At 60.4% G+C, this 24,474-nt stretch carries 23 protein-coding genes, 1 pseudogene and 1 riboswitch; of the genes and pseudogenes, 12 read left to right on the plus strand and 12 right to left on the minus strand.

What is annotated here, in order from left to right:
- Window positions 1-87: 87 nt before the first annotated feature.
- Window positions 88-384, minus strand: a complete 297-nt coding sequence (locus FHS81_RS13485; protein ID WP_343052489.1) for a DUF2285 domain-containing protein — start codon at window positions 382-384, stop codon at window positions 88-90.
- Between the two features lie 360 nt (window positions 385-744).
- Between FHS81_RS13485 and FHS81_RS19290 the strand changes: the two genes are divergently transcribed.
- Together FHS81_RS19290 and FHS81_RS19295 are read left to right on the plus strand one after the other, a co-directional pair.
- Window positions 745-954: a hypothetical protein gene (locus FHS81_RS19290; protein WP_210281697.1), complete on the plus strand. Its 210-nt coding sequence runs from the start codon at window positions 745-747 to the stop codon at window positions 952-954.
- A complete protein-coding gene (locus FHS81_RS19295) occupies window positions 951-1,130 on the plus strand; it encodes a class I SAM-dependent methyltransferase (RefSeq protein ID WP_210281698.1) in 180 nt (59 codons plus the stop codon). Before FHS81_RS19290 ends, FHS81_RS19295 begins: the two co-directional genes overlap by 4 nt.
- Before the next feature lie 28 nt (window positions 1,131-1,158).
- On the opposite strand, the gene FHS81_RS13495 is transcribed toward FHS81_RS19295, so the two are convergent.
- The 3 genes from FHS81_RS13495 to FHS81_RS13505 are packed head-to-tail and all read right to left on the minus strand — an operon-like array spanning window position 1,159 to window position 3,525.
- Window positions 1,159-1,665 (minus strand): SRPBCC family protein, encoded by a 507-nt coding sequence (locus FHS81_RS13495; RefSeq protein ID WP_183753801.1) that lies wholly within the window; start codon window positions 1,663-1,665, stop codon window positions 1,159-1,161.
- Between the two features lie 30 nt (window positions 1,666-1,695).
- Window positions 1,696-1,935, minus strand: coding sequence for an aldehyde dehydrogenase family protein (locus tag FHS81_RS19360; RefSeq protein ID WP_183753986.1), 240 nt, complete (start codon window positions 1,933-1,935; stop codon window positions 1,696-1,698).
- Window positions 1,936-1,947: 12 nt separating this feature from the next.
- The gene (locus tag FHS81_RS13505) at window positions 1,948-3,525 is read right to left on the minus strand and encodes a GMC family oxidoreductase (RefSeq protein WP_183753803.1); all 1,578 of its coding nucleotides are present in this window, start codon (window positions 3,523-3,525) and stop codon (window positions 1,948-1,950) included.
- Between the two features lie 223 nt (window positions 3,526-3,748).
- On the opposite strand from FHS81_RS13505, the gene FHS81_RS13510 reads away from it, so the two are divergent.
- Together FHS81_RS13510 and FHS81_RS13515 are read left to right on the plus strand one after the other, a co-directional pair.
- A complete protein-coding gene (locus FHS81_RS13510; protein WP_183753805.1) occupies window positions 3,749-4,705 on the plus strand; it encodes a LysR substrate-binding domain-containing protein in 957 nt (318 codons plus the stop codon).
- Window positions 4,706-4,859: 154 nt separating this feature from the next.
- A pseudogene (locus FHS81_RS13515) lies at window positions 4,860-5,081 on the plus strand (helix-turn-helix domain-containing protein); the annotation flags it as partial.
- Window positions 5,082-5,091: 10 nt separating this feature from the next.
- Here FHS81_RS13515 and FHS81_RS13520 read toward each other — a convergent pair.
- On the minus strand, window positions 5,092-5,397 hold the full coding sequence (locus FHS81_RS13520) for a hypothetical protein (RefSeq protein ID WP_183753807.1): 306 nt from the start codon (window positions 5,395-5,397) through the stop codon (window positions 5,092-5,094).
- Between FHS81_RS13520 and cas3 the strand changes: the two genes are divergently transcribed.
- The 6 genes from cas3 (at window position 5,396) to cas2 (ending at window position 11,849) form a co-directional block, all read left to right on the plus strand.
- Window positions 5,396-7,639 (plus strand): CRISPR-associated helicase Cas3', encoded by a 2,244-nt coding sequence (gene cas3, locus FHS81_RS13525; RefSeq protein ID WP_183753809.1) that lies wholly within the window; start codon window positions 5,396-5,398, stop codon window positions 7,637-7,639. The genes FHS81_RS13520 and cas3 overlap by 2 nt on opposite strands.
- A 45-nt stretch (window positions 7,640-7,684) precedes the next feature.
- Window positions 7,685-7,927 (plus strand): GIY-YIG nuclease family protein, encoded by a 243-nt coding sequence (locus tag FHS81_RS13530; RefSeq protein ID WP_210281699.1) that lies wholly within the window; start codon window positions 7,685-7,687, stop codon window positions 7,925-7,927.
- 75 nt (window positions 7,928-8,002) lie between these two features.
- On the plus strand, window positions 8,003-8,671 hold the full coding sequence (cas5c, locus tag FHS81_RS13535; RefSeq protein WP_183753811.1) for a type I-C CRISPR-associated protein Cas5c: 669 nt from the start codon (window positions 8,003-8,005) through the stop codon (window positions 8,669-8,671).
- Window positions 8,668-10,452 carry a type I-C CRISPR-associated protein Cas8c/Csd1 gene (cas8c, locus tag FHS81_RS13540; protein WP_183753813.1) on the plus strand — a complete coding sequence of 595 codons (1,785 nt, stop codon included), beginning with the start codon at window positions 8,668-8,670 and terminating at the stop codon, window positions 10,450-10,452. Before cas5c ends, cas8c begins: the two co-directional genes overlap by 4 nt.
- Window positions 10,449-11,402: a type I-C CRISPR-associated protein Cas7/Csd2 gene (gene cas7c / locus FHS81_RS13545; RefSeq protein WP_183753815.1), complete on the plus strand. Its 954-nt coding sequence runs from the start codon at window positions 10,449-10,451 to the stop codon at window positions 11,400-11,402. The genes cas8c and cas7c overlap by 4 nt, the downstream gene beginning before the upstream one ends.
- 213 nt (window positions 11,403-11,615) lie before the next feature.
- Window positions 11,616-11,849: a CRISPR-associated endonuclease Cas2 gene (gene cas2 / locus FHS81_RS19010; protein WP_246375026.1), complete on the plus strand. Its 234-nt coding sequence runs from the start codon at window positions 11,616-11,618 to the stop codon at window positions 11,847-11,849.
- Window positions 11,850-12,532: 683 nt separating this feature from the next.
- Here cas2 and FHS81_RS13555 read toward each other — a convergent pair.
- From FHS81_RS13555 to FHS81_RS13585, 7 genes are all read right to left on the minus strand, one after another.
- Window positions 12,533-13,306, minus strand: a complete 774-nt coding sequence (locus tag FHS81_RS13555) for an SDR family oxidoreductase (RefSeq protein WP_183753826.1) — start codon at window positions 13,304-13,306, stop codon at window positions 12,533-12,535.
- The gene (locus tag FHS81_RS13560) at window positions 13,303-14,313 is read right to left on the minus strand and encodes an ABC transporter substrate-binding protein (protein WP_183753828.1); all 1,011 of its coding nucleotides are present in this window, start codon (window positions 14,311-14,313) and stop codon (window positions 13,303-13,305) included. The genes FHS81_RS13555 and FHS81_RS13560 overlap by 4 nt, the downstream gene beginning before the upstream one ends.
- Before the next feature lie 36 nt (window positions 14,314-14,349).
- On the minus strand, window positions 14,350-15,099 hold the full coding sequence (locus FHS81_RS13565) for an ABC transporter permease (RefSeq protein ID WP_183753830.1): 750 nt from the start codon (window positions 15,097-15,099) through the stop codon (window positions 14,350-14,352).
- On the minus strand, window positions 15,096-15,890 hold the full coding sequence (locus FHS81_RS13570) for an ABC transporter ATP-binding protein (protein WP_183753832.1): 795 nt from the start codon (window positions 15,888-15,890) through the stop codon (window positions 15,096-15,098). The genes FHS81_RS13565 and FHS81_RS13570 overlap by 4 nt, the downstream gene beginning before the upstream one ends.
- Window positions 15,880-17,328, minus strand: a complete 1,449-nt coding sequence (locus tag FHS81_RS13575; RefSeq protein ID WP_183753834.1) for an acyl-CoA reductase — start codon at window positions 17,326-17,328, stop codon at window positions 15,880-15,882. Before FHS81_RS13575 ends, FHS81_RS13570 begins: the two co-directional genes overlap by 11 nt.
- Window positions 17,325-18,407 (minus strand): LuxE/PaaK family acyltransferase, encoded by a 1,083-nt coding sequence (locus FHS81_RS13580; protein ID WP_183753836.1) that lies wholly within the window; start codon window positions 18,405-18,407, stop codon window positions 17,325-17,327. The genes FHS81_RS13575 and FHS81_RS13580 overlap by 4 nt, the downstream gene beginning before the upstream one ends.
- An 88-nt stretch (window positions 18,408-18,495) precedes the next feature.
- A riboswitch (TPP riboswitch) is annotated at window positions 18,496-18,620 on the minus strand.
- Entirely contained in the window at window positions 18,621-19,442 is an 822-nt protein-coding gene (locus tag FHS81_RS13585) for a helix-turn-helix transcriptional regulator (protein WP_183753838.1), read from the minus strand. It lies immediately after the preceding riboswitch.
- Window positions 19,443-19,539: 97 nt separating this feature from the next.
- On the opposite strand from FHS81_RS13585, the gene FHS81_RS13590 reads away from it, so the two are divergent.
- Window positions 19,540-21,003 (plus strand): MFS transporter, encoded by a 1,464-nt coding sequence (locus FHS81_RS13590; RefSeq protein ID WP_183753840.1) that lies wholly within the window; start codon window positions 19,540-19,542, stop codon window positions 21,001-21,003.
- 399 nt (window positions 21,004-21,402) lie between these two features.
- A complete protein-coding gene (locus FHS81_RS13595) occupies window positions 21,403-24,192 on the plus strand; it encodes a bacteriophage N4 adsorption protein A (protein ID WP_183753842.1) in 2,790 nt (929 codons plus the stop codon).
- The last annotated feature ends 282 nt before the right edge of the window (window positions 24,193-24,474 follow it).

The following is a 24,474-nucleotide window of genomic DNA, read 5'->3' on the forward strand; positions in this document are numbered from 1 at the left end:
TTCACATAAAAGCAGTCAAACCGCTCACCACCCCTTAATAGCCAAAGTGTTCAAGAGACGCCGTGGTGCAACTGATTGGTGATCATGTCACTTTCGGTAGAGACGTTCTTCCTCTATGGCCTGTTCCAATATCCGCCGATAACCGACCTTCGTTATCCATTTTGCCCGGGCGAGGTGGCTTTCCCAGCAGCGACGCGTGCGCACGACATCTGAAACCGGATCGCAGTGTAAGACGATCCGCGCAACTTCAGTCCAGTCGGCATTATCGGCCTGGGCGTCGAGCAGGCGCAGATAGGTCACGAAATGCTCCTCGTCGTAGATGGTGATATCGGGGCCGCTCAACGCTTCGTCATCAACATCGGGATCGATGTTTGGGCCCGACACGCATCGGTTCATTCCCCTGTTGGTCGGGATGGTGCCGGCGGTACGCCCCCGCAAACCATCCTTGTTACCCTGGTGATCGGGGAGTTCGAAACCGCTGTTACACGGCCCCATGGCCTTTAGCTCGGAAAGCCTGTTGTATACGCCACAGGCTCCCCGACCACAGGTTAAGAACTTAGGGCTCCGCCCTCGGCGCACTTCAAGAGGCTTACGCCCGGCTTCCTCCACGCGCGAGCGCGCTCCGTGCAGCCGGTTCCCCGCGAAGCCTCCTTCCGTTTGCACACCCGCTGCTCGCCGCGAGGCAGGGTTTCAGACGCGTCCAGAAGGGCAGTCGAAACCCATGCCAGACGAAAGGAACGAGCCATGACCGGCAACGCAAACACCCCCCGCAACGTGATCCTCAACGCCGACTGCATCGAGGCGATGCGGTCTTTCGACCGGGGGGCGGTCGATTTCATCCTGACCGACCCGCCCTATGTGACAACTTCCGCGACCGGCAGGGCCGCACCGTTGCCAATGACGACAACGGCCGCTGGCTTCGCCCGGCCTTCAACCAGATGCACCGGGTTTTGAAGGATGGCGGCTTTGCCGTTTCCTTCTATGGCTGGAACAAGGTCGATCTGTTCATGGATGCATGGAAGGCGGCAGGCTTCAGGGTGACAGCCGGCCTCATCGTCTATCCAAGGTCCGCTTCAGTCATTAAAGCATTTCCAAACAAAGCGGATACCGCTTTGCTTGGAAGCGCGTAAAACCAGTAAGATAGAGCAATTCCCAATCTCACGCCGAGAACGGGTCTTTGTCGAGCGCCTTTTTGGTGGCATCGAGGTACGAGTTCATCCACGCCAACCACGTATTGGTCGCGAAGTCGTAGAGCGGCTCGACGGTCTCGGCACTTCGTGCGCGGAACTGGTAGTAGAATTTAACAAGCGTGCGCGGCCCCACAGGGCGGAACAAAAATTGGTTGACGGCTAAATCAGCCAGCTCATTTAGCTCCCATGAAAAGTCGGTGAGTTGGTAGTCGAAAACATATGGTCGTTGGAAGAAGTTAATTTGTTCGCGGGCACTCTTGTCACCAAAATGCACGGTCCTAAACGCGCCGGGTTGGCCCCACGGACCTTGATGCACCTCATAGCCGGTAACCGCCGGCTCTCCTTTCAAGAACTTGGTAATTACATCTTCCGCGACAGTAAAATCGAACACGCGCTCGATACTGTTCTCGACTGTCGCACTGACAGCGCATACAACATTGCGATTGACTCCTGCATCGACAAGTAGCTGACTCATATTTTCATCCTTTCTTCATTCCTGGTTCGGCTAGAGCATTTTGAGGCGACCCAGGTCGGAGTGCTTGGTGCCGCCCTCCTCGATGTCCTCGCTCAGCGCAGCCCATTCGTTGATCCAAACCAGACCCGCCTCGACCTTCGGCGCGATGCGGAGCGCTTTGCCGATGTCACGCGTCCAGATACTGGGTGCTGGCTGGTACTGGCTTTCATCAGTAGCTCTTTGGATTTCATGTTGAGAAATTGGGAGCGCCCTCGGGCAGCGCCGGGGGATTAGCGAGTGCGGTCAGGCGCGCAGCCGGGCTGAGATGCGCTCTGCGATCATGATCGTGGTCACGTTAGTCGGCACTGATGGCACGTCGGGGATGATCGACGCGTCGACAACGTGGAGCCCGGTGACACCGCGGACCTTGCCCCATGCATCGACGACTGCCGATGGATCGCCGTCGCGTCCCATCGGCACGGTCGAGGTCGGATGCGCGTAGGTCTGGACGTTGGCCCGCAGGAACTCTCGCAGCTGCGCTTCTGCGTTCGGAACCTTGGGCGTGATGTCGGCCGCGACCATGCCAGCGAAAGGCTCGCTCTCTCCGATCGCCTCCGCAAGCCGAACGACATCAACCATGCGATCAAGGTCGCGAGGATCGTCAAGGAAGTTGTAATGGATGCGCGGTGCGGCCCGTGGATCCTTCGATGAGAGCCGGAAAGAGCCCACTGAATGCGGCAGCACGACGGCTGAAGCGAGCACGATGGCGCCGCCAGTGGGGCTATTTCTTCCGTCGAAAAAGTGCGTCGCGGAGATCTGGAGGTCGAGATCCCCATCGGCGGCTGCCTTGGACCCGGTCCATGCAAGCGCTCCGGCGGCGGGCGTCATGGACTTATATTCGTCTTTGAGCGCGTAGACGTGATAGTAGATCGGGTGATCCTGAAGCCTCTCTCCGACAGGAAGATCCACTACCACCGGGATGTTCAGTTCGCGCAGGTGAGCCGATGGCCCGATCCCCGAGCGTATCAGGATCGCTGCACTGCCAAAAGTGCCGGAAGAAAGGATGACCTCGCCTCCCGATAAAACTTCGCCCGATACGAGCCGAACACCGGCGATGCGCTTGCCTTCGATCACCAGCCGATCAACCTCGGTGCCGGGTCGGATCTCCAGGTTGGGGCGCGCACGCACCTCGTCCGTGAGATAAACGATACCAGTGTTCATCCGCACGCCGTCCACGACGTTAAGGGAATAGGGTCCAGCTCCGTCTGCGGCGTCGCTATTGAAGTCCTCAACCGCAGCCAGACCATTGGTGCGGGATGCTTCCACGAAGGCCCGCGACGACGGCGAAAGTTCGTCCATCAATCGCTTGCGGATCGGAAGGGGTCCATTGCGCCCATGCCAGTGCGCGTCGCCCGTGGGCGTGTTCTCCAGTGCCTTGTAGGTCGACAGCACCTCGTCGAATGACCATCCTTGGATCCCGCGCGCGGTCCAGCGCGCGAAGTCGGACGGTCGGGCACGGATCGCGACCGTGCCGTTGACCGCAGAACTGCCGCCAATCACCTTACCGCGCGGGGTCGAGATATCGTGCCCGAGCTTCTGCTTGTCGTCGCTAACGTATTTCCAGTCGAAGTCGGGAGTGCCGACGATGCCAGCGTCGGTCAGGCTGGAGGGATAGGTATTCGGTGTGAAGTTTGAGCCTGCCTCAACGAGCAACACCCGCCGTGAAGGATCTTCGCTCAAGCGGGCGGCGAGAACGGCTCCGGCGGATCCCCCACCAACGATGATGACCGCCGGCCTCTGATTAGTGCTGCCTGCACGTGCGCTACTCAATGCCTCTGGCGTATCTTCAGCGGATAAATGCGTTTCCTTCGTCCAGCTCATGATGTCTCCCTGTCGAAGCAACCGGGCCGCATTCTAAAGAGTGACCGGAAGCCGCAGAGGCAAGATGCAGCTTTGCCATCATCCCAGAAAGACGGTCATTTTCAAACGTTGCGTCCAATGGTATGGACGAAGAACGACTATTCGGGATGGAAGGTTTGTTGCAGCCTTGGATGTTTAAGAAATCTGGCAAGGACAATGATCTCTAATTAACCGGATATGATACATGCGTAATTTAAACGACTTCCTTCTATTCGTGCAGGTTGTTGAAAGAGGTGGATTTACTGCTGCGAGTCGCGCTCTCAAAATCCCGAAGTCGACGCTCAGTCATCGGGTAATGCATCTCGAAACTGAACTTGGAGTACGCCTGCTAACGCGATCGTCTCGCTATGTTGGACTGACCGATGTTGGTCGGGATTTCTATCGTCATGCGGTTGCGATGCTGCGCGAGGCTGAAATGGCGGAGACTGTGGTTCGTCAACGAATTTCTGAACCAATTGGGGTGGTGCGGTGCACGGCATCTATCGCAACAACGCAGTTTGCGCTGGCCTCTATCATCACAGATTTTTTGTTGAAGTTTCCGAAAGTCGATATTGTCTGCCATTCAACAAACAGGGACGTCGACATCGTAAGCGAAAACTTCGATGTCGCTGTCCGGGCACACTCCGATCCGCTCCCAGATTCGAACCTGGTGCAGCGATCGCTCGTGACTATGGAGTGGCATCTGTTCGGTGGAACGACCTACCTTGAGCGCTATGGAGAGCCAACCACGCCGCACGATTTACAAGCACATTCTGCTTTGTTGATGTCGCGTTCTTCTGCCCCGGCGGCTTGGCACCTTCGTCATGTACGGGATGCACGTGCTGAGTACAGTGCTCCGATATCACCGAGAATCGCAAGCAACGACATGTTGAGCCTTCAGAGGGCCGCCATCATGGGCTTAGGCATCGTTGCGCTACCAAGCTACGTGTGCCATGAGGCGGTGCAGTCAGGAACACTGCGCCGCGTTTTACCTGAATGGACGGCCGGTGTCGGAAGTATGACCGCGCTTTTCCCTTCCCGCCAAGGATTACTGCCGTCTGTGCGCGCGTTTCTCGATCATCTGATTGCGGAGGTTCCGAAGCTTGCCTTAGATAATACGGGAGCCCAAAAATTCATTTCCAACGCAATGAGCACTAACTAGAGCACGCCCACTTAAAACCGTGGCGCTTGCGGCTTTTTAATCAGCCGCAACACTGGCAATTTGCGTATCGTTACTGGATGCGGAAGTTGGCTTTTAGCACGAGGGCTGCCGTTGTGTTATGAATTCATTGAAATCATAACTATCTTCTATTCAAATGGATGTTGCAGCAGCCTTGCGCGCTTTCGTGCGCACCGTCGAACGAGGTTCAGTTGCGGCAGCAGCCCGTGATTTGGCCATTTCTCAGCCGGCGGTGACCAAACTTCTTCGTAATCTGGAGCGTCATGTGAGCGCGCGCCCGTTGGAGCGCGCGTCGCGCATTGTCCGACCGACACCACAGGGTCTGGCGCTTTACGATGCCAGCCGTGAAGCGCCTGCACGGTGACCTGTCACTGACTTTTCATCCAGCGGCGATGAGAGTTTCGTCCGTTTTTGCTACGCCGTTGGGGGCCGGTTGCGGTGATCGTCTTGGCGAAGTCCGCCGGGAAACGTTGTTCTTGAGGCCGAGCATCGTGCGTCGATTTTTCTGGCGTGATTGCGGAGATGCTGATCATCGGCAAGTGTTGAATCATCGTCAAGTATTGAATTTCGAGTATTGCTTTCTTATAATGCAGGGAATAAGTATTTTCGCTGATTGTCATATTTGGGAAAGAGTTTTGCGCAAGGATACAGGCCGCCAATTCGGATGGAAACATGATTCAATTCTATTATGCCCATTCGGGTCAGAGGGCAGATAAAAGTGACTGGCAAAGTCTGAAGGACCATTCATTGGCTGTCGCTGACCTTGCCGCCCAACTGGCCAGACCCTTGGGGCTTGAGAACGCAGCCCGTTTGGCTGGCCTGCTGCACGATCTGGGCAAGTATACTTCCGCCTTCCAGCGGCGCCTTGAAGGCGAGGCGGAAAGGGTCGACCACTCGACGGCCGGAGCGCAGGCTGTCTTATCGCTTGTGTCCGGGCGGGAGCGAAGCATGGCAGAATTGGTCGCATACGCCATTGCCGGTCATCATGCGGGGCTGCCAGACCGGCGGGGTGACGCATATGGCACGTTGAACGATCGTCTCGAAAAAAACATGGCTCTCGTTGATGCGGTCTGGGAAGAGGAACTGGCTGCCAATCCTGTGGAGCTCGTTCCGGCGTTTTTCTCACGCGTCCGCAACCCGCATGCGGCGTTCCAGATTTCGGTCATGGGACGGATGATCTTTTCCTGCCTCGTCGATGCCGATTTCAAGGATACCGAAGCGTTTTACACGGTGCTGGAGGGCCGGCAGGTTGAACGCGATTGGGAGGATCTTCAAGCCCTGCTGCCCGATTTTCGTGATGCGTTCAACGTGTTCATGCAGGGCAAGAAACGTGATACGCCGCTCAATCAGTTGCGTGGCGATATTCTTGAGCATGTGCGCGGCCGGGCTGTCGAAGGGCCAGGGCTTTTCACTCTGACGGTGCCGACAGGTGGCGGCAAAACGCTGGCGTCACTTGCTTTCGCGCTCGACCATGCGCGGATCCATGGTCATACGCGTATTATCTACGCCATTCCCTTCACCTCGATCATCGACCAGACGGCGGCGATTTTTCGCGCCATTCTCGGCGCCGAGCATGTGCTGGAACATCATTCAGCCATTGACGAGGAAAGGTTTGCTATCGGCAGGCTGCCGCAGCAGCGGGACAAGCTAAAGCTCGCCATGGAGGACTGGGCCGCGCCGGTGGTGGTGACGACCAATGTCCAATTGTTCGAGAGCCTGTTCGCGGCGCGCCCGTCGCGAGCGCGGAAACTGCACAACATTGCCAACAGCGTCATCATCCTCGACGAGGCGCAGACGATTCCGCGCCATCTGCTCAAGCCCTGCATGCGGATGCTGAACGAACTGGCGCTGAATTACGGCTGTACCATCGTGCTTTGTACCGCAACGCAGCCTGCTCTCGATGGCCGCAGTCTTTCTGGGGGTCTGCCACTGGAGGGCAGGGAACTCGCGCCCGATCCCGAAGGGCTGGCGGGCAAACTCCGCCGGGCGCGTATCCGGCACGCAGGCGATATGGATAACGACGCCCTTGTTCGGGCTCTCCGGGACGAGCCGCAGGCGCTCGTCATCGTCAACAGCCGCAGGCACGCGCTGGAACTCTACAGGCAAGCCGGGTCAGCGGGGATCGCCGGGCTGATGCATCTGACAACGCGCCAGTGCGCCGCTCACCGCCGCCGCATTCTGGATGATGTGCGGGAGCGATTGAAGAGTGCAGAGCCGATAAGGGTCATTGCGACGAGCCTGATCGAGGCCGGTGTCGATGTTGATTTCCCCAGGGTATGGCGTGCCGAAGCGGGCCTCGACCAGATCGTTCAGGCAGCGGGGCGTTGCAACCGGGAGGGCAGGCGCCCGGCGGCGGAAAGTATCGTCACGGTGTTCCGTGCGCCCGATTATCCCCCGCCGGCGGAGATCGCAGGGCTGATCGGCGATATGCAGCGTATTCTGCCACAACATCCGGAGTTGCTTTCTCTCGATGCCATGCAAGCTTATTTCAGAGAAGTTTACTGGCGGATGGGGGAAGACGGGCTGGATGAAAAGAAAATCTGTGAGCGTTTCAGAATCGCGCGCAGCGGAACGGATTTTGCCTATCGTTCGGCAGCAGCGGATTTCCGTATGATCGAAAGCGGCATGGAGCCAGTCATCGTGCCGCTGGATGAAAAAGCGCGCGAGGCTGTCGCCCGGCTCGGTGTGGAGAAGATTTCCTCCGGCGCCATCGCGCGTCAGTTGCAGGGCTATGTCGTGCAGGTGCCGCCGAAGGCACGCGCATTGCTGATTGCCAACGGGCAGGCCGGTTTCGTCAATCCGGAGTTACGCGGGGATCAGTTCGCGGTGCTGCGCAATATGAGCCTTTACGAGGAAGACGTGGGCCTGATCTGGGAGGACGCCGATTATCTGGCGGTGGAGGATCTGATCGTTTGATCGCAAGTGAGCAGCGGCTTGCTTCGAGGTGCCGTCATGGCTTGCATGAAGATCGTTTACAAGGTGACTTGGCCCAACGGGAAAATTTACGTGGGCAGTGATCTGACAGATTCCATTGCGTATTTCGGCAGCCCGCAGGCGTTATTGATTGAGGCGGATTTCCCGACACGTGCGTCGCGCCGGAGGATGTCCGTTTGTCGAGAGATCCTGTGGGAGTCTGATAAAGCAACCGACGCCGAGGTTCGACGGAAGGAAAGGGAGTTCATCCGGCTTCTGGGGGGCCAATGATCCGTCTGTTGGATACAATAAATTGCCGAGATACGTTCTTGTTGACGATAAGGTAAAATAGCGGGGGAGGGGGTATTGGCATATGGCATCAGGCTTGCAGTATCAGGCGATCACGCTTGCTTTACCAGGCCAGAACTTAAAGTAGAGCGCGTCAGTTATGATCTTATAACTCCTTCCGCTGCCAGAGGAATTCTGGAGGCGGTTCACTGGAGGCCGTCAATAAGATGGGTCATTGACGCGATTCACATTCTCAGGCCCATCAAGTTTCAATCCATTCGCCGTAATGAAGTCGGGCATAAGGCGCCGGCGGGCAAGGTCAGGTCGGCCATGAATCGTGGCAGCCTCGATGGCCTGCAACTGCTGGTTGATGAAGATCGCCAGCAGCGGGCGTCAACCGTGCTGGTCGATGTTGCCTATGTCATTGAGGCGCATTTCGTGCTGACCGACAAGGCCGGGCCGGATGATACGGAAGGCAAACATCTCGATATCTTCAATCGGCGTGCGACGCGGGGGCAGTGCTTCAATCAGCCATGTCTCGGCACCCGTGAGTTCGCAGCCCGTTTTTCCCTGCTGCCTGCCGGCGACCCCTTGCCGAAGGCGATTGATGAAACCCGTGATCTCGGTCTCATGTTGTGGGACATTGATCATGAGGCGCCGGGCCGTCCATCGCTGTTCTTCCGGGCGAAGCTGGAAAACGGCATCGTCAGGGTGCCTGCACCCGGCTCGCCGGAGATTTTACGATGAGCGTCCTGACCTCTCTTGTCAAAGCTTATGACAGGCTGCCGGATGCGCCGCCCTACGGATTTTCGGCGGAAAAGATCGGCTTTCTGGTTTCTCTCAACAGCGATGGGTCAGTCGCCCATGTCATCGACCTTCGGGCTGGATCGGGCAGGAAGAGGCAGCCGCGTCAGCTTCTCGTGCCGCAACCCGTGAAGCGCACGGCCGGCATCGCGCCGAATTTCCTGTGGGACAAGACCTCCTACGTTCTGGGCATAACGGCCAGCGAAGGAAAGCGCACCGCCGACGAACACGCTGCTTTCGTCGCCAGACACCTTGAGGCGCTTGAAGGGACGGAAGATGAGGGCTTGAAGGCGTTCCGGCTTTTTCTGCAATCCTGGAATCCGGAACAGTTCAGCCTGCCACTCTGGCCGGAAGAGATGAAGGACCAGAATGTCGTCTTCGCGCTGGAAAGCGAGCGTCGGCGGGACATCCGCATTCACGACCGTCCGGCAGCGTGCGACCTCTGGCGGTCTTTGTCGGGAGCGAACGTCCGGGAAGCGAAAATCTGTCTCGTGAGCGGCAGTCCGGGGCCGGTGGCGCGGCTGCATCCATCCATCAAGGGCGTCTGGGGGGCACAGTCGTCCGGGGCGGCGCTCGTCTCCTTCAACCTTGACGCTTTTACCTCCTACGGGCACGAGCAAGGCGACAATGCCCCCGTGTCAGAGGCATCAGCCTTCGCCTATACGACGGTGCTCAATCGCTTTCTGGCGCGTGACAGCCGGCATCGGGTGCAGATCGGCGATGCTTCGACAGTCTTCTGGGCGACATCACCGGATGACGGCGAGGCGGCAGAGGCGGCGGCGGAGGAAGCGGAAAGCCTGTTCGCGCAATTCGTCAGCGCAGCCGACGATGCGGCTGTCCACACGGACACCATCGGCGATCACCTCAAGCGTATCCGCAACGGCGAACCGCTCGAAAACATCGAGCCAAAGTTGGCCAAGGGGGTGCGCTTCAATGTACTGGGCCTTGCCCCGAATGCCGCGCGCCTGTCCGTCCGTTTCCATTATGAGGACGATTTCGGCATGCTGACGAAGCACTATCAGCGATACCTTGCCGACATGCGCATCGTACCGCCCCCGCGTGAGCCCTACGCGGGCCTTTGGCGCTATCTGTCGGAACTCGCCGTGCAGCGCAAGCGCGAGAACGTGCCGCCCAATCTGGCAGGCGAGTGGATGCGCGCCATTCTGACGGGTGCGCCTTATCCGTTGACCCTTCTGTCCACCACGCTCATGCGCATCCGCGCCGACGGTGACATCAGTGCTTATCGCGTCAGCATGCTGAAAGCGGTTCTGGTGCGCAACTTCCCCAAGAAAGAGAAGGAGGCGCCAGTGGCGCTCGACCCGACAAACCAAAATCGAGGTTATCTGCTGGGACGGCTTTTCGCCACCTACGAGCAGATCCAGCGGGCGGCGCTTGGCAAGAACGTCAACGCCACCATCAAGGACAAATTTTACGGCTCGGCCTCTGCCCAGCCGCGCAAGGTGTTTCCCATTCTGGACAGCGGTTCCGCCAATCACCTGTCGAAGTTGGGCAAGCTGAAGCCGGGATGGCGGGTCAACCTGGAGCGAACGGTCGGTGACATCATGGGACAAATGAAGCCGGGCAACGACCCGTTTCCCACCTCATTGCCGCCCGAAGACCAAGCCCTGTTCGGCCTTGGTTACTACCACCAGCGCAATGAATTTTTCAGCAAAACCGGCGACGCCACCGAAACCGCCGCAGAATCCGCAGAGGCCGCGCAATGACCGTTATCGCCAACCGCTATGATTTCGCGCTCATCTTCGATGTCGTCAATGGCAACCCGAACGGCGATCCGGACGCCGGCAATCTGCCCCGCATCGATCCCGAAACCAGCAAGGGACTGGTCACGGATGTCAGCCTGAAACGCAAGATCCGCAACTACGTCGAACTGGCGAAGACCGGGGAGGACGGTTTCCATATCTATGTCGAGGAAGGCTCCATCCTCAACGACAAACACCGGCAAGCCTACCGGGCATTGCGGCCCGGTGATGCGAAGGTGGACAAGGACGCGAAGCTCAATCCAAAGGACGATGCGGAAGCGAAAAAGCTGCGCGATTTCATGTGCCTGAATTTTTTCGACGTGCGCACGTTCGGCGCAGTGATGTCCACCGGCGTCAACTGCGGGCAGGTGAAGGGGCCGGTGCAGATGACCTTCGCCCGCTCCGTGGAGCCGATCATGCCGCTGGAAATCTCTATCACCCGCATGGCCGCCACCACCCCGGCCGAACAGAAGCAGCGAGTGGAGGGCAGCGAGGAAGGCCCGGAGCGCGTCGACAACCGCACCATGGGCCGCAAATATGTCGTGCCTTACGGCCTGTATGTGGCGCATGGTTTCATCTCGGCCAAGTTCGCGGAACGCACCGGCTTTTCCGAGGCCGATCTCGATCTGCTGTTCGAGGCGCTTGCCAATATGTTCGAGCATGACCGCTCGGCCGCGCGCGGTGAAATGGCGACGCGCCGGCTCATCGTGTTCAAGCACGCCAATGCGCTCGGCAATGCGCCCGCGCACGCCTTGTTCGACCGTATCGAGATCGGCCGCAACGTGGATGGTGCGTTCAAGGCGATCGACAAGAAGCTGGACAACCAGCCGCCCGCCCGTGCGTTTTCCGACTATGTCGTCCGCATTGATCGCGATAATCTGCCGGCCGGAGTTGAAATCATCGAGAAACTGTGACTGCGGCCGTGCCCGTGGCGGCGCATGATGCGGGTGAGGGCGAGCCCATTCCGCTTTCCGCCCTCCAGCATGCGGTTTATTGTCTGCGGCAGGCGGCGCTCATTCATCTGGAGAGGCTGTGGGCCGACAACCGCTTCACGGCGGAGGGCGACATTCTGCACGCCGTGGCGGACAAGGGCGGCTCCCGCAAGCGAAGCAGGAGGGGACGCGCGTCTGCGCGCCGTGGCCAAGGCCTGTCGGGACTATGGACAGCGTGTACAATACTCTGTCTTCGAAATAGAGGTTGATCCTGCTCAATGGACAAAACTGAAAGCACGGCTTGAGAGCGTCATCAAACCGGAACTCGACAGTCTGCGCTACTATTATCTAGGTTCCAACTGGCGGCGAAAGGTGGAACACATCGGCGCAAAACCCGCGACCGACCTCGGCGGAACCCTGATTGTCTGAATAGGGGAACGGGCGCAGTGCGAACCCTAAGGGTGCCGCATAATGCCGGGATGTTCGCGCAGCATGCAACATATTGAAATTCTGTCTATTTTCAGATTCGGTATCGGCAATCCTTCATTGGACGCCAACAATAATGACAGGATCGCGCCACGGGCGACTGTTTCTTTGCGCAAACAATCTGCTAATGCATATGCCGTCGCTCCCCGCGTGGGAGCGTGGGTAGAAACCTCGATCCGCCGTATTGGGGCGTCGAGGATTACTAGTCGCTCCCCGCGTGGGAGCGTGGGTAGAAACCATGCGGACGGCGGCGGCAAACCGCCGGCGGTGTAGGTCGCTCCCCGCGTGGGAGCGTGGGTAGAAACTCTTTACCGACCATCTCGTCGGCATAGCCGTCCGAGGGTCGCTCCCCGCGTGGGAGCGTGGGTAGAAACATTGAGGAAGACGCCATCAATGTGGCTGAGCGTGAGTCGCTCCCCGCGTGGGCGTGTGTAGAAACAGAAACCACAATCGCTGGCGGAATGTATGACGACGAGGGGGGCTCCCCTGCGCTCGTATTCGGCGATAAACTTCCCGCCGATGCTCACGAGCATAACGGCGTCTGTTTCGCTAATGATACCGCAAGGATTCTGGCACTGCTGGCCGGCGCTTCGGCGTCGACCGGCGAGTGTTTGCCGGGAATGGAATTATTCCATCACGAGGCCGCCATCGACGTGCAGCGTCTGGCCGGTCACAAAACCACTCCATTCGCTGGCGAGGAACAGCACCGCGCCGGCGACATCGTTCGGGGTTGCCAGACGGCGCAGAGGTGTCTGGGCGATCAGGGTTTCACGCACGTCTTCCTTCGTTGCCGCACTCGAGTCTGTGGGATGCACGAGGCCGGGGGCGACGCAGTTCACCCGGATGCCCTGCGGGCCAAGTTCCCCCGCAAGATTGCGGCTGAACCCGATCAGCGCCGCCTTCGCCGTGGTATAGTCGTGGTACGGAATACTTGGCTGCGCAACCAGATCACTTACGATATTGACGATGCTCGCGCCTTGCCCCCGGTCGAGCAGCGGCAGCATCGCCCGGCACACGGCATAAGCCGCGCCGACCGCGCCGTCGAACTGCGCACGGTAAGCGCCCCATGAAATTTCGGGAAAACGCTGACGCTGTTCGGGATCGAAACGGTAGGGCGCGAAGGCATTGTTCACCACCACGTCCAGCCGCCCGATATCCTGCCCGATCCTCTCCGCCATCGCAGCAACGGCTTGCGAGTCGGTCACGTCGGCAGCGATAGCGATTGCCTCGCCACCGGCCTTCCGGCAGGCGTCCACAACGGACAGTGCGGCTGCTTCACTCGTCCTGTAATTGACGATGATCAGCCCGCCCTCAGCCGCGAAAGCCTTCGCAATCGCCGCGCCGATCCCACGGCTCGCCCCGGTGACGAGGATGACCTTGTCGCGGAACTTCAACTTCATTGCGCGCCATCTTTGGCAGGGATCAGGTCGGTTTTGACGATATCGTTCATGTCGAGGCTGCGCCCCATCAGCCCAAGCTCGTGGAAGGTGTCGGCACCCTTTTGGATGACATCCGGATCGAACGCACCCAGCCCCTCGCTGTCCGTCGTCGGCGAGACGCTGGCGAGATTGCGCAGTTTGATGATGTCGAGATTCACCGCCTCATCCCGGCCGTTGATCGCACGCGTCACGGCAAGGCGGGCCGCTTCCTCCGGAGACGCGATCATCCATGCCGCCGAGTCGCGGTATGCCGCAAGGAAACGGCGGAGCAACGGCTTTTTGGCCTCGTAAACCTCACGCGTGACGACGAAAATATCGCTCGGCAGGTTAAGGTGATCGCGCACCTCGATAACGTCGACGTCCGCCAGCCCTCTTTCGCGCGCGACGAGAAGCCCCGTATCCGTCGCGGCTGTCGCATCCACCTGGCCCTGAATCAGCGGGGCGAAGTTAAGCAGGCCGGTGACTTCGATGGTAACGTCATCCTCGCTCAGCCCGACCTGATGCAGCAGCACCTGCAAATTCTGCCGGGTACCGCTGGAAAGGCTGTAAACGCCGATCCGCTTGCCCTTGAGGTCTGCCGCCGTGCGGATGCCGGCGCTCTTGGGCGCAACGACGTTGAAGACATTCTGCGGATAGATATTGTAGATCGCCACCAGATCAGCGCCCTTGTCGAGCGCAAGATAGAGCGAGGCGGGATCGGTGAAGGCGATATCGGCCTGCCCGGCGAGCATGTTCTGGATCGCAGAGCCGCCCCCCGTGCCGGGCACATAATCGAGCGCGATGCCCTGCGCGGCGAAGAAGCCCTTGTCGGGTTCCGCAAGCAGGTTAGTGATCTCGCTTATCGGCTGGCTCCAGCCGGCGACAGTCACCTTATCGGCCGGTTGCGCCGATGCCGGCGTGGCGGCACCGAACGCCGCAGCCAGCAGAGCACAGCCAAGGGCGGCCATAACGGGGAATTGACGCAACATGACGACACTGCCTTTCGCGGTTGAGCCATTGATTGTCTAAGCTTGCGGATATCGCCTCAGAACGATCCGCTGCAGCAGGCACACGGCCTGATAAAGCACGATGCCGAGCGCCGTAATCACCACGAAGAGCGCAAAGATCAGGCTCGTATCCATGATGCTCTGCGCGGCCATGATACTGGCGCCGAGGCCAGCGCGCCCGCCGATGAATTCACCCACCACCGCGCCAACCAGCGCCAGAACCGCCGCAATACGCAGGCCCGCCATCATGACGGGAAGAGCGCCGGGCAGTTTCAGGCGCAGCAGCGTCTGTGCACGGCTTGCGCCCAGCATGCGGAACAGTTCCTTTTTCGATGGCTCGGTGCTCTCAAGGCCCGTCAGCGTGTTTTCGAGCAGCGGAAAGAAACAGATCAGCGCCGTGATGACGATGGTTGGCGTCAGGCCAAAGCCGAACCACACGATGAAGAGCGGCCCCAATGCCAGCTTCGGCACCACCTGACTGGCAAGGATATACGGCCCCAGAAGTTGCCGCAGAAAAGCGCTTTCACTGAGCAGGATGCCACCGGCAATGCCCACCAGCGCGCCAACGACAAGGCCCAGAACAGCCTCTATCGCAGTGACGCCAAGATGAGGCCACAGCCGCCCGGATACGATTTCGCTCCACAATGTCGCCAGCACGGATGACGGAGGCGGCAGCACGAGCGCCGGCACAGAACTCACCCGGCAGAAAACTTCCCAGACAGCGAGAAGCGCCGCGAAAAACAGCAGCGAGGATATCCGCGCCTTCATCCTGCGTGCCTCCGGGAGGCGTGTGGGCCGGCAGCCACGTCCATAACCTCGCGGACCTGACGGCAGAGTTCGCCGAACCCGGGCGCATAGCGCATATCGCGATGGCGCGGACGCGGCAGCGCAACATCGCGCGTATCGATCAGGCGGCCAGCCGACATCACCGAGATTTTGTCACCGAGATAGACGGCCTCCGCAATATCATGCGTGACGAACAGCACAGTCATGCCCGTGCGTGTGCAAAGCCGCAGCAGATCGTCCTGCAAGTCTTCGCGCGTGAGCGCATCAAGCGCCGCGAAAGGCTCATCGAGGAGCAGGAGCACAGGATCGCCAATCAGCGCCCGGGCCACGGCAACGCGGCTGCGCTGCCCGCCCGAAAGCTCGAAAGGCCGATGCCGTGCATAATCGGAAAGGCCAACCCGTTCCAGAAGATCAGCCGCGGCAGCGCGGTCCCCGGCGCCGGGTCGCCGCTTCAGCGTAATCGGCAGAAGAACGTTGTCGAGCACGGTCAGCCAGTCGAGCAGGGTCGGCGTCTGGAAGACGAAGCTGATATGCTGGCCGGGCTGCCGCAGCGCCTCGCCGCCGATACTGACGCTCCCGTCATCGGGAAGAACAAGTCCGGCTGCGAGCTTCAGCAGGGTTGTCTTGCCGCAGCCGCTGCGCCCCAACAGGCAATGGATCTCACCACGCTGTACGGTCAGGTCGACGCCATCGACGATCGCAGGACCGTCGCCGTAGCGATAATGGACGTCGTCGATTGCAACGAAGGGCCGCAAGGCCGGATCAGTCGACATAGGGCGCAAACCCTTCCGCCGCCAGTTCCGCCCCGCGTTCGATCTCCGTCATGGTGACGAGGTCGAGCAGGCTGAAGCGGCCGTCATGATGCCATCCGGCTTCCGGAGAGGTCATGCCGCCGAGGGCCGCGACACGCGTCACACCCACGGCACCAAGCAGCGCCGCCAGACGATGCAGCCGCTCCGGCGAGGCGGCGACACCGGCGGTTTGAAGGAAATGGCGGAACCGGCCCACCAACGCCGGCACCTCCTCAAGACTGTCCACCGCGACGAGTTTCAGCGTGCGATAAAGCCCGCTGGGATGCAGTGGCTCCGGACTTTCAACGTGAACGATGCTCCACGGATCGCCTGGCCCGCCGAGCACGGTAGCGGCTCCGTCCAGAGCTTGAAGCTCCTGCGCGTTGCGCCAGGCCGCGACCGCACCGGCGTCACCGGCGGATAGGCGGCGGCGCGGATGTCTGCTGGCCGCCGCCGCGAGTTCATGACCGAGATGACGCGCGAAACCGGCTGGCGAGACCGGCCCACCGCGCTCGACAAAAATCATCTGCGGTGAATAGCAACCTTGCTGCTCATAGCGGATAACATCACAGGCCGCGAGCCGCGCCACTGCCGCAGCCTTGCGGCTGTCCAGCGCCTCACGGCCGATCATGCCAAAGCCGATCTTGTGGCCATGCGGCAGGAAGCGGGTCGTGACGGGCAGCCTGGCGCGCAACCCGGCAAGCGTGGCGTTGCTGCCGTAAGCCATCACGGTGTCGGCTTCATGGAGAAAGATATCCGCTGCGGCGGCGTCCCCGCCCTTCCACCAGACGATGGCAAGGCACGCGCCGATTTCAGGGTCGATCTCCGCCAGAAGACTCGCGAACCAGCCAGCCATGAGCGGCTCTGCGGAGGCGAGCTTGCCAACGCTGCCGGCTTTGACGAGCAGCCCGCAGATCAGGCTCCACAGCGACAGGCCGGGCACGTTGCCGGCCCAGACATGCAGCAGCAATTCCGGGCCATATGCCCGCACGAAACCACCCTTGGGCGTTGGCTCAAACGCATCGAGCACACCCGGATTGCCGAAATCCTCGGCCAGAAAGCGCTTGAGCTGCGGCAGACGGAAGGTCTTGAGATAGCTGGTCAGCCCAAGTCTCACCGTTTCGGGATCGTAGCCTGTGACGACGGGCAGCAGCCTCTCGGCCTCGCGGCGCAATGGATGGTCCCGGTCGAGCAGGCGGGCGATTGCCGCGTCGATGGCGGCGGCGATGCGCGCCACCTCCATCGTCTTCAGACGGGCGCCGGCATGGGCGCGAATGTCTGCGCACAGTGCCCGTGCCTGCGCCTCGTGAAGCACCGGCAGCATGACCTTTACGCTTTCGCCCCAAGCCGAAAAGGTCGCCTCGCGCCACTCCACGTCATCACGGGACAAGCCCGGAAGGTGCCCGGCGAACACCTTCACGCGCCCTGTCCCTTCGCTGCGGCGATGAACTCGGCCACGGCCACGGAACAGCCGTGAGCGGCTGCCTCGTCGACCCGCCCCAGCAGGTGGAAGCCACCGGGCACGATGCGCCCGGCGTCCTCCGTCAGCAGAGCCGCGACCGCGTTGAAATGCGCGAGGTCGTGATGCACGATGACACCAATCTCACCTTCCGGCACATCTTCGCCGGACAGCGGATCGACGACCCGGGTGCGCATCCAGTGCGGGCCAGATTTCACGGAGGGGCAGACTGCGTTGCCGTCATCGTAGAGCTGCGAGCTGAGTTCGGTCATGCCATACATGTTGATGCACGCCGAGCGCGGAACGCCGAACGCGGCCGAAAGCCCATCATAGAAATCATCCAGCGCGAGAGCGCGCGACTGGCCCTTGTAGCCGCCGGTATCGAGAATCCGGCTGCCTTCCGGCAGCGAGAAACGCCGTCCCTGCGCCGCGAGGGCATCCAGAAGCGGGACAAAGGCGTAGCTTGCGCCAAGCAACGCATAGGGCTCGCCTTGCGCTTGCGCCCGCTCCAGAGCGGCAAAAAGGCGGTCGGTATCCAGCCCGTCCGCGCCGATGTAAATCGCGCTGTCCTGCGTGCCGCATTCGCGCAGCGCTAATGCCAGATAGTGCGCCAGCGACGAGTTCGGTATCGCGGTTTCATCGGGAAAGAGGATGCCCATGCGGATGCGCTCGCGACCACGCATGAAACGCTGGCGGAAATGCACCAGCATCGAGGCGTCGTACACGGCAAGCGTCGGATGATAGCTGCGGCCACTCACGCCCTGCGTTGTGCCGCTGGTCATGAAAACGCGCTCCGCCGCTTCTGCCGGACAGCAGCTCAGGGTCAGCTCCTTGAAGGCGTTGATAGGCACGGCCGGGATATCGCGCCAGCGCCGCACCGTCAGCGGGGTGCGTCCACGGCGCACGGCGAATTTGCGGTAGGGCTCATTCAACCGGAACTGGTAGGCGAAAATTTTCAGCGCCAACGCTTCGAAGGCCGCCTCATCGGCATCAGACAGGTCGATAAAGGCGAGAAGCTCCCTGATGATTTCATCCTGCATCCACGCGGTTCCTGTCCATTCGCTCGCCGGCGATGCCGGAAGAGAGGGGATCACGGATGCAAACGACGGGGGAAGGAACGAGGTGCGCGTGCCGCCTGTTGCCCATCCCTACGCCGGTACGATCCGGATCAGGTTCATAGGGTCACTGCGTTGTCGGACGGGTCCAGACCGGCAGAATCTCAGCCTCCTAGCGAGGCCCCCCTTGGGAGATGGCTATCCTTCGCAGACCCCGCTCGGCGTTGTCAAGCCATCCGCAACGCGCGCGTAAACGACCAGCCTGAGGTGCTGCCCTCCATCGACGGTGAGGGACGTGTGCTCGAACGTCACCGCCTGTCCATCGACGCACAGCACGCGGCTGCCCGTGCAAGGCGCATGCACATCCTGACTGCGCCACCAGCGCTTGAATTCCGGCGATATCCCCTCCAGTTCCGCGACCAGTGCCTTGGCGTCGGCATCGTCGCGGGCGGCGGCGAAATCGCGCCGGAAGCTTGCCAGCATGGCCGTGGCCTGATCCTCCCAACCGACGAGCGCCGCGCGGATGGCCGGATCGGTGAACAAAAGCCACAGCAGATTACGACGGCCTGAACCACGCCGCCCAAAGCCGAACAGCGCATCGGCCGGGCCGTTGAAGGCCAGCACATCCCAGCGCAGATTGATGATGTAGGCAGCGTGGGGGGCCAGATCCTCAACCAGCCGCGCGGCCAGCGATGGCACCGTGCAGAAAGTCTTGCCCGGCTCGGCTGGCAGGCGCTCGTGAGCCAGCAGGAACATATGCCGCCGTTCCGCCGCATCCAGCTTGAGAACGCGGGCGAGATTGTCGAGGAAGTCCGCTGAAACGCCGATCTCCCGCCCCTGCTCCAGCCAAGTGTACCAGGTGACGCCAACGCCCGCGAGCGCCGCTACTTCCTCACGCCGCAGGCCGGGGGTGCGCCGCCGCCGGCCGCTGGGCAAGCCGATATCTTCGGGTTTCAGGCGTTCACGGCGGCTGCGCAGAAAGTCAGCCAGTTCGGAGCGCGTGCGTTCGAGGGTGCGCATGGTTCAGCCTATGACAAAAAGCAATAGCATAAGAAGTTAAATTGTAACCGGATGAAGCTCATGGAAAACGTACTGCGTCGCCATCGAAGGACGCAAGATGAATTCCGAAACCTGCACCGCCGAAACGCTATCTCCCCCACCGTCGCAGGCCACCCGCCGCCCTCCGTGGCTGGGGCTGTCTGTCCTGCTGCTTGCGGGATTCGTGACGATTTTCGACCTTTTCGTGGTCAATGTCGCAATCCCCTCCATGCAGACCGAACTTGGGGCGAGCCTGTCGCAGATCGGCTTCATCGTGGCCGGTTATGAACTGGCTTTCGGCGTGCTGCTGGTCACGGGCGGGCGGCTCGGCGACCTTTATGGGCGGCGGCGTCTCTTCATTGTCGGCATGGCAGGTTTTACCATTGCCTCGCTTTTTTGCGGCATTGCACCGACCGTCGAGGTTCTGATCGGCGCGCGCGTGGCACAGGGGCTGGCGGCGGCGCTGCTGTTTCCACAGGTCTATGCGTCGATCCGTGTGAATTTCTCCGGCGACGACAGCCAGCGCGCTTTTGGCTTCCTCGGCATGACACTGGGGCTGGCGGCCATCGCGGGGCAGATCCTCGGCGGTTTTCTCGTGGAGGCAGACATTCTGGGTCTTGGCTGGCGAACGATCTTCCTCATCAATGTTCCGATCGGCCTTTTCGCGATTGCCGTCGCGCGGTTCATTCCGGAGACACTCGCGCCCGAGCGACCGGCGCTGGACTGGCCGGGGGTTGCGCTGGTCAGCCTTGGCCTCACCCTGTTGCTCGTGCCACTGGTCGAGGCACCAACCCACGGGTGGCAAATCTGGAGTTTTCTGGCGCTCGCCGGCGCAGCAATACTGCTCGTTGCCTTCTATCGCCAACAGGAACGTCGCCGCAAAACCGGCCACCAGCCGCTGGTTGATATGGCGCTGATGCGCCAGCCGCGCTTTGCGCAGGGCGGCTTGCTCGTGATGTTGATCTACTCGACGGCATCCTCCTTCTTTCTGTGTTTCGCGCTGCTGGCGCAGACAGGTTTTGGCCTCAGCCCGTTCGAGGCCGGCAGCGTCTTCGTGCCGTGCTCGGTCGCCTTCGTAATTTTCTCGCTCGCTGCGCCGCGCCTCGTCACGCGCTTTGGAACCCCTGCCATCGCTGTGGCGGCGTTGGTCTACGCAATCGCGTATGCCGCGCTGATCGGGCAGGTCTGGATTGCCGGAGCGGATCTGATCGTCGCGGGTCTCATCCCGGCGCTGATTGTCATCGGCGGCGCACAGGCGATGATCATGACACCGCTGCTCAACCTCGTGCTTGGCTTCGTGGCGGAACGGCAAGCCGGCATGGCGTCCGGGGTTATTTCCACGCTCCAGCAGATCGGCGCGGCGCTTGGCGTGGCGGCGGTCGGTATCCTGTTCGGCCTGGCGCTGGCGGCGGAAGCCGACGGACATGCCGCGCTTTACGCATGGGCGTTTGTCTCAGGGATGAGCTACAACGTCATCGCCGCCGTGATCGCGGCCATCCTGCTGCTCCGGCTGACGGTCTACGAACGCCGGATGAGCCCATGATGCGAGCCGGACAGCGCCCCTTCATGGGTGTGCTTCGCTACCACGCGTGGCTTCCTGCCGGCCAATCAATGAAGGCCCGCACGCTAATGCGCCACGATCTAAGCCTGAGCATCCAAAATAGTGGAAGCATAATTACAAAAATTAATAATATATAAAATAGTTAATAATTAGATAATATCGCACACGTCTCTCCAGTCATACTTTATCCTGCGCTTAACCAATCAGTAACCATACCTCTGGCAAAGATTAACCCGACAGAAACCATGTGACGCGAAATACCCGCCTTGTTCCCGAGGTTTCGGCTCTGCCGGTCCGGGGGCAGAAAGCGTCTCATCGGAGCTGTCGGTGAACATCAATGGCGCTTCCGCAACAGCAGCGCCTGAACAGCCGAGGCGATAGATGGACAAGGCCCGGATTGCCAATCTCTCCCACCAGTCCCTGCTGGCGAGGCTCTGGGTTACACTCCCTGCTGCAACACTGATGGCAGCGGTTTGCCTGTTGCCTGCGCCGGCCGGCGCACAGATGGATCAGGAAGCCGGACGGCAAAGGAATGGGACGGAAGTCCTTGATCTGCCACTTTCCGGCCCGGCTTATGCCATCGCGCGCGAGGCTTATGCGGCATACGATGCGAAAGATTATGCGACCGCTATTGCAAAGGTTCGCGAAGCTATCCGGCAGCGGCCTGATGTCGATAGCCTGAAGGTCCTGCTTCTGGAGGCCATTGAGGCATCCGGTCAATTGCAGGAGGCTGAGAGAGAGGCCCAAAAACTTCTCGCCGAGGGAAACAGGTCGCCGCAAATCATTCATCAGATGTCGCGCATCAAAAGTGCGCTCGCGCAGAAAGCGGCCGAAAGTGTATATGCCGCTCTCGAAAAGAACGATTTTGAGGTTGCGATCAGTCAAGCGCAGGAGGCCGTGCGCCTGAACCCGGATCAGAATACCTTCCGCCATCTGCTGATCCTGGCGCAATTACGTGCTCGCAGGTTCGCGGAGGCGGAAACATCCGCAAGCGATGCTCTGGCTTCCGATTCAGAGGATGCAATCGCCGCGACGTTCCGAGCCGTTTCACGTCTCAACGAATCCAATGGCCAGAACAAACAACAGGCCATCGCAGATTTTGAACGCGCGCTGGCGCAAGACAGGATCGCCGAAACCGAGAAAAATGAAATTCGGCTCATCGCTGCCGACTATCTGATAGCCATCGGAGAATTTGCACGCGCGGAAAACGTACTTTCCGACTTCAGCGGTGACAGGAAGCAAAAGGACGCGCGAATTGCGCGGATCGCCGAACACAAGCGGTCGCATTCATCACTTCCAAGCTCGGTATCTCGTGTGCCTGTGCCAAAGCTGGAGTGCCGCGAGACGCCATATGATAGCGTATGCTTCATCTTGCCCGGCCTGCCAGGCGCCGACGCAGGCTTTCCGGCCGCCGCGGAAGCATATCAGGCAGCCAGCACGGGCAATTATAGTCTTGCGATTGCGAAAATTCGGGAAGCCATACGGCTTTCCCCTGAAAATGAGGATTACAGGACAGCCGAAAAGAACATGCTCGCGGCGCAGAAAGCGGGAGTATCGTTCGGCGGGCCAGCGGCAGTCGCCGCCGGACAAGCTTATGATCTGCAGCGCCGAGGCGATTTCGCGGGAGCCATCAGGCATGCTCGCGAAGCAGTCGCGCTGGCTCCAAGGCAGCAGCAGCTTCGCGCCCTGCTTGTCAATCTGCTCATTTCAGCAGGGCGAGAAGCGGAAGCAATTCGTGAAATCAACACGACCTTCGCGCAGCTCGGCACTGACGCGCAGCTCCTGCAACAACGCGGCTACCTTTTATTACAGGCGAATGAGCCCGCGCGAGCGGTCGATGACTTTGCCAATGCTCTTCCTCTCGTAAAGTCTCCGAGTGAAAGGCGAACGTTGCTGCTCGCCATGGCGGATGCGGCAACCGCGGCAGATCAGCCGGAGCGGGCGCTTGACGCCCTGTCCCTGCTTGGGACCAGCGGCAGTTTCGATGTAGCCTACAGGCGCGGCAACATCCTGCGGGGGCTTGAAAGATACGACGAGGCGCTTGCCGCGTTCACGCAGGCCGTCACCTCCGCGCCCACGGCGGAAGACAGGGCGCGGGCGAAAGCTGCCCAGATCAGCGCCTATGTCAGCCTCGGACAGCAGTCCGTCGCCAGGCAGTTGTTCGAAACAGCGAAGCAAACCGGCGAGTTGAATGCGCTTCCGGCGCTCGATGTTGCCTATCTCGCTCTGCGGGTCGGCGATCCGGTGGCAGCCAGTCAGCAATTTACGCTGGTGCAGAAACGCGGAGAGTTGCGAGGACTTGCCTTGGTGGACGCAGCCTATGCAGCGCGGCAGGTTTTCGACAACGATCTGGCAGTCGAACTGCTGAAATCGGCCATCGATACCATTGGCCCGACGCTGGAACCGCAATATCTGTGGGGACTGCGCCGCGAGGTGGCCGATCTCACGCGCACCTGGGGGGCTTACACCAGCGTTACCTACGGCGCCGTAGGCAGCGGTGCTTTCTCGCCGCAAACATCGTCCGGTTCCACGACCCAGACCGGCACGGAGATTTATTGGCGGCCGCCCGTGATCGGCAACCGGAATGGCTCCACGCTGGACTTCTTCATGCGTAATTTCACGACACTGCACGATGATCTCGGCGGACCTGTCGGGTTTCGCACGATGCAAGGCTCCTTCGGCGTTCGCTGGAAGCCACTGCAGAATTATAATGTCATTGTAGAAGCGGCACGCCTGTTCCGGATTGGTAGTGACAGCCGTGAAGATACAATGGTCCGCGCGGCCTATTTCGACGGCCGGGGCGGTGACCTGCGAATGGACGTGCCTTCATGGTGGCTCTGGCAGGTATCGGGAGAAGTGGGGCATTATTTCGATATTGACCAGACCTTCGCCACACTCGACGCCAAGCTCGGGCGCAGCTTCCGGCTTGACAGCATCAGCGATCGGTTGATGATTACGCCGTTCGTTGGCGTAACCGCCAACTTCGACAACCTGCTCGATACGAAATGGGCAGCCGGGGCCGGACCCGGCATCAATGCCCGGTACTGGTTCCGCGAGGACAAGTACAATGCACCCAGATCTTACGTGGATCTCAATGTCCAGTACAGGTTCAAACTGCTGGAAGACGATCGCGCCCAAGGGTTGTTCGCCAGTCTCACCCTGGCCTACTGATCGCAGATGGCGGGTTGCCGCGACATCTTCCGCCACCGTGCATCGCAAGGGTAGGGTGGCGGCATGATAACAATATTTTGTACTTCCCCGGATCAGGAACGACTCCTGTTGCTATCGAGCGTGTAGCGGATAGTTCCATCATCCCTGACACGGGCGCTGAGGTGATTAGCTCGGATGGGGCAATCGAATCGGGCGCTCTATACGCCGTAGAAAGGGGCTTGATCTGCTATTTCAGGGCGCTTCAACGTCTGTTCACGCCTCAATTTCTATTGTCATCTGATT

It is taken from the genome of Pseudochelatococcus contaminans, assembly GCF_014195635.1.
In the GTDB taxonomy this organism is placed as follows: Bacteria; Pseudomonadota; Alphaproteobacteria; order Rhizobiales; family Beijerinckiaceae; genus Pseudochelatococcus; species Pseudochelatococcus contaminans.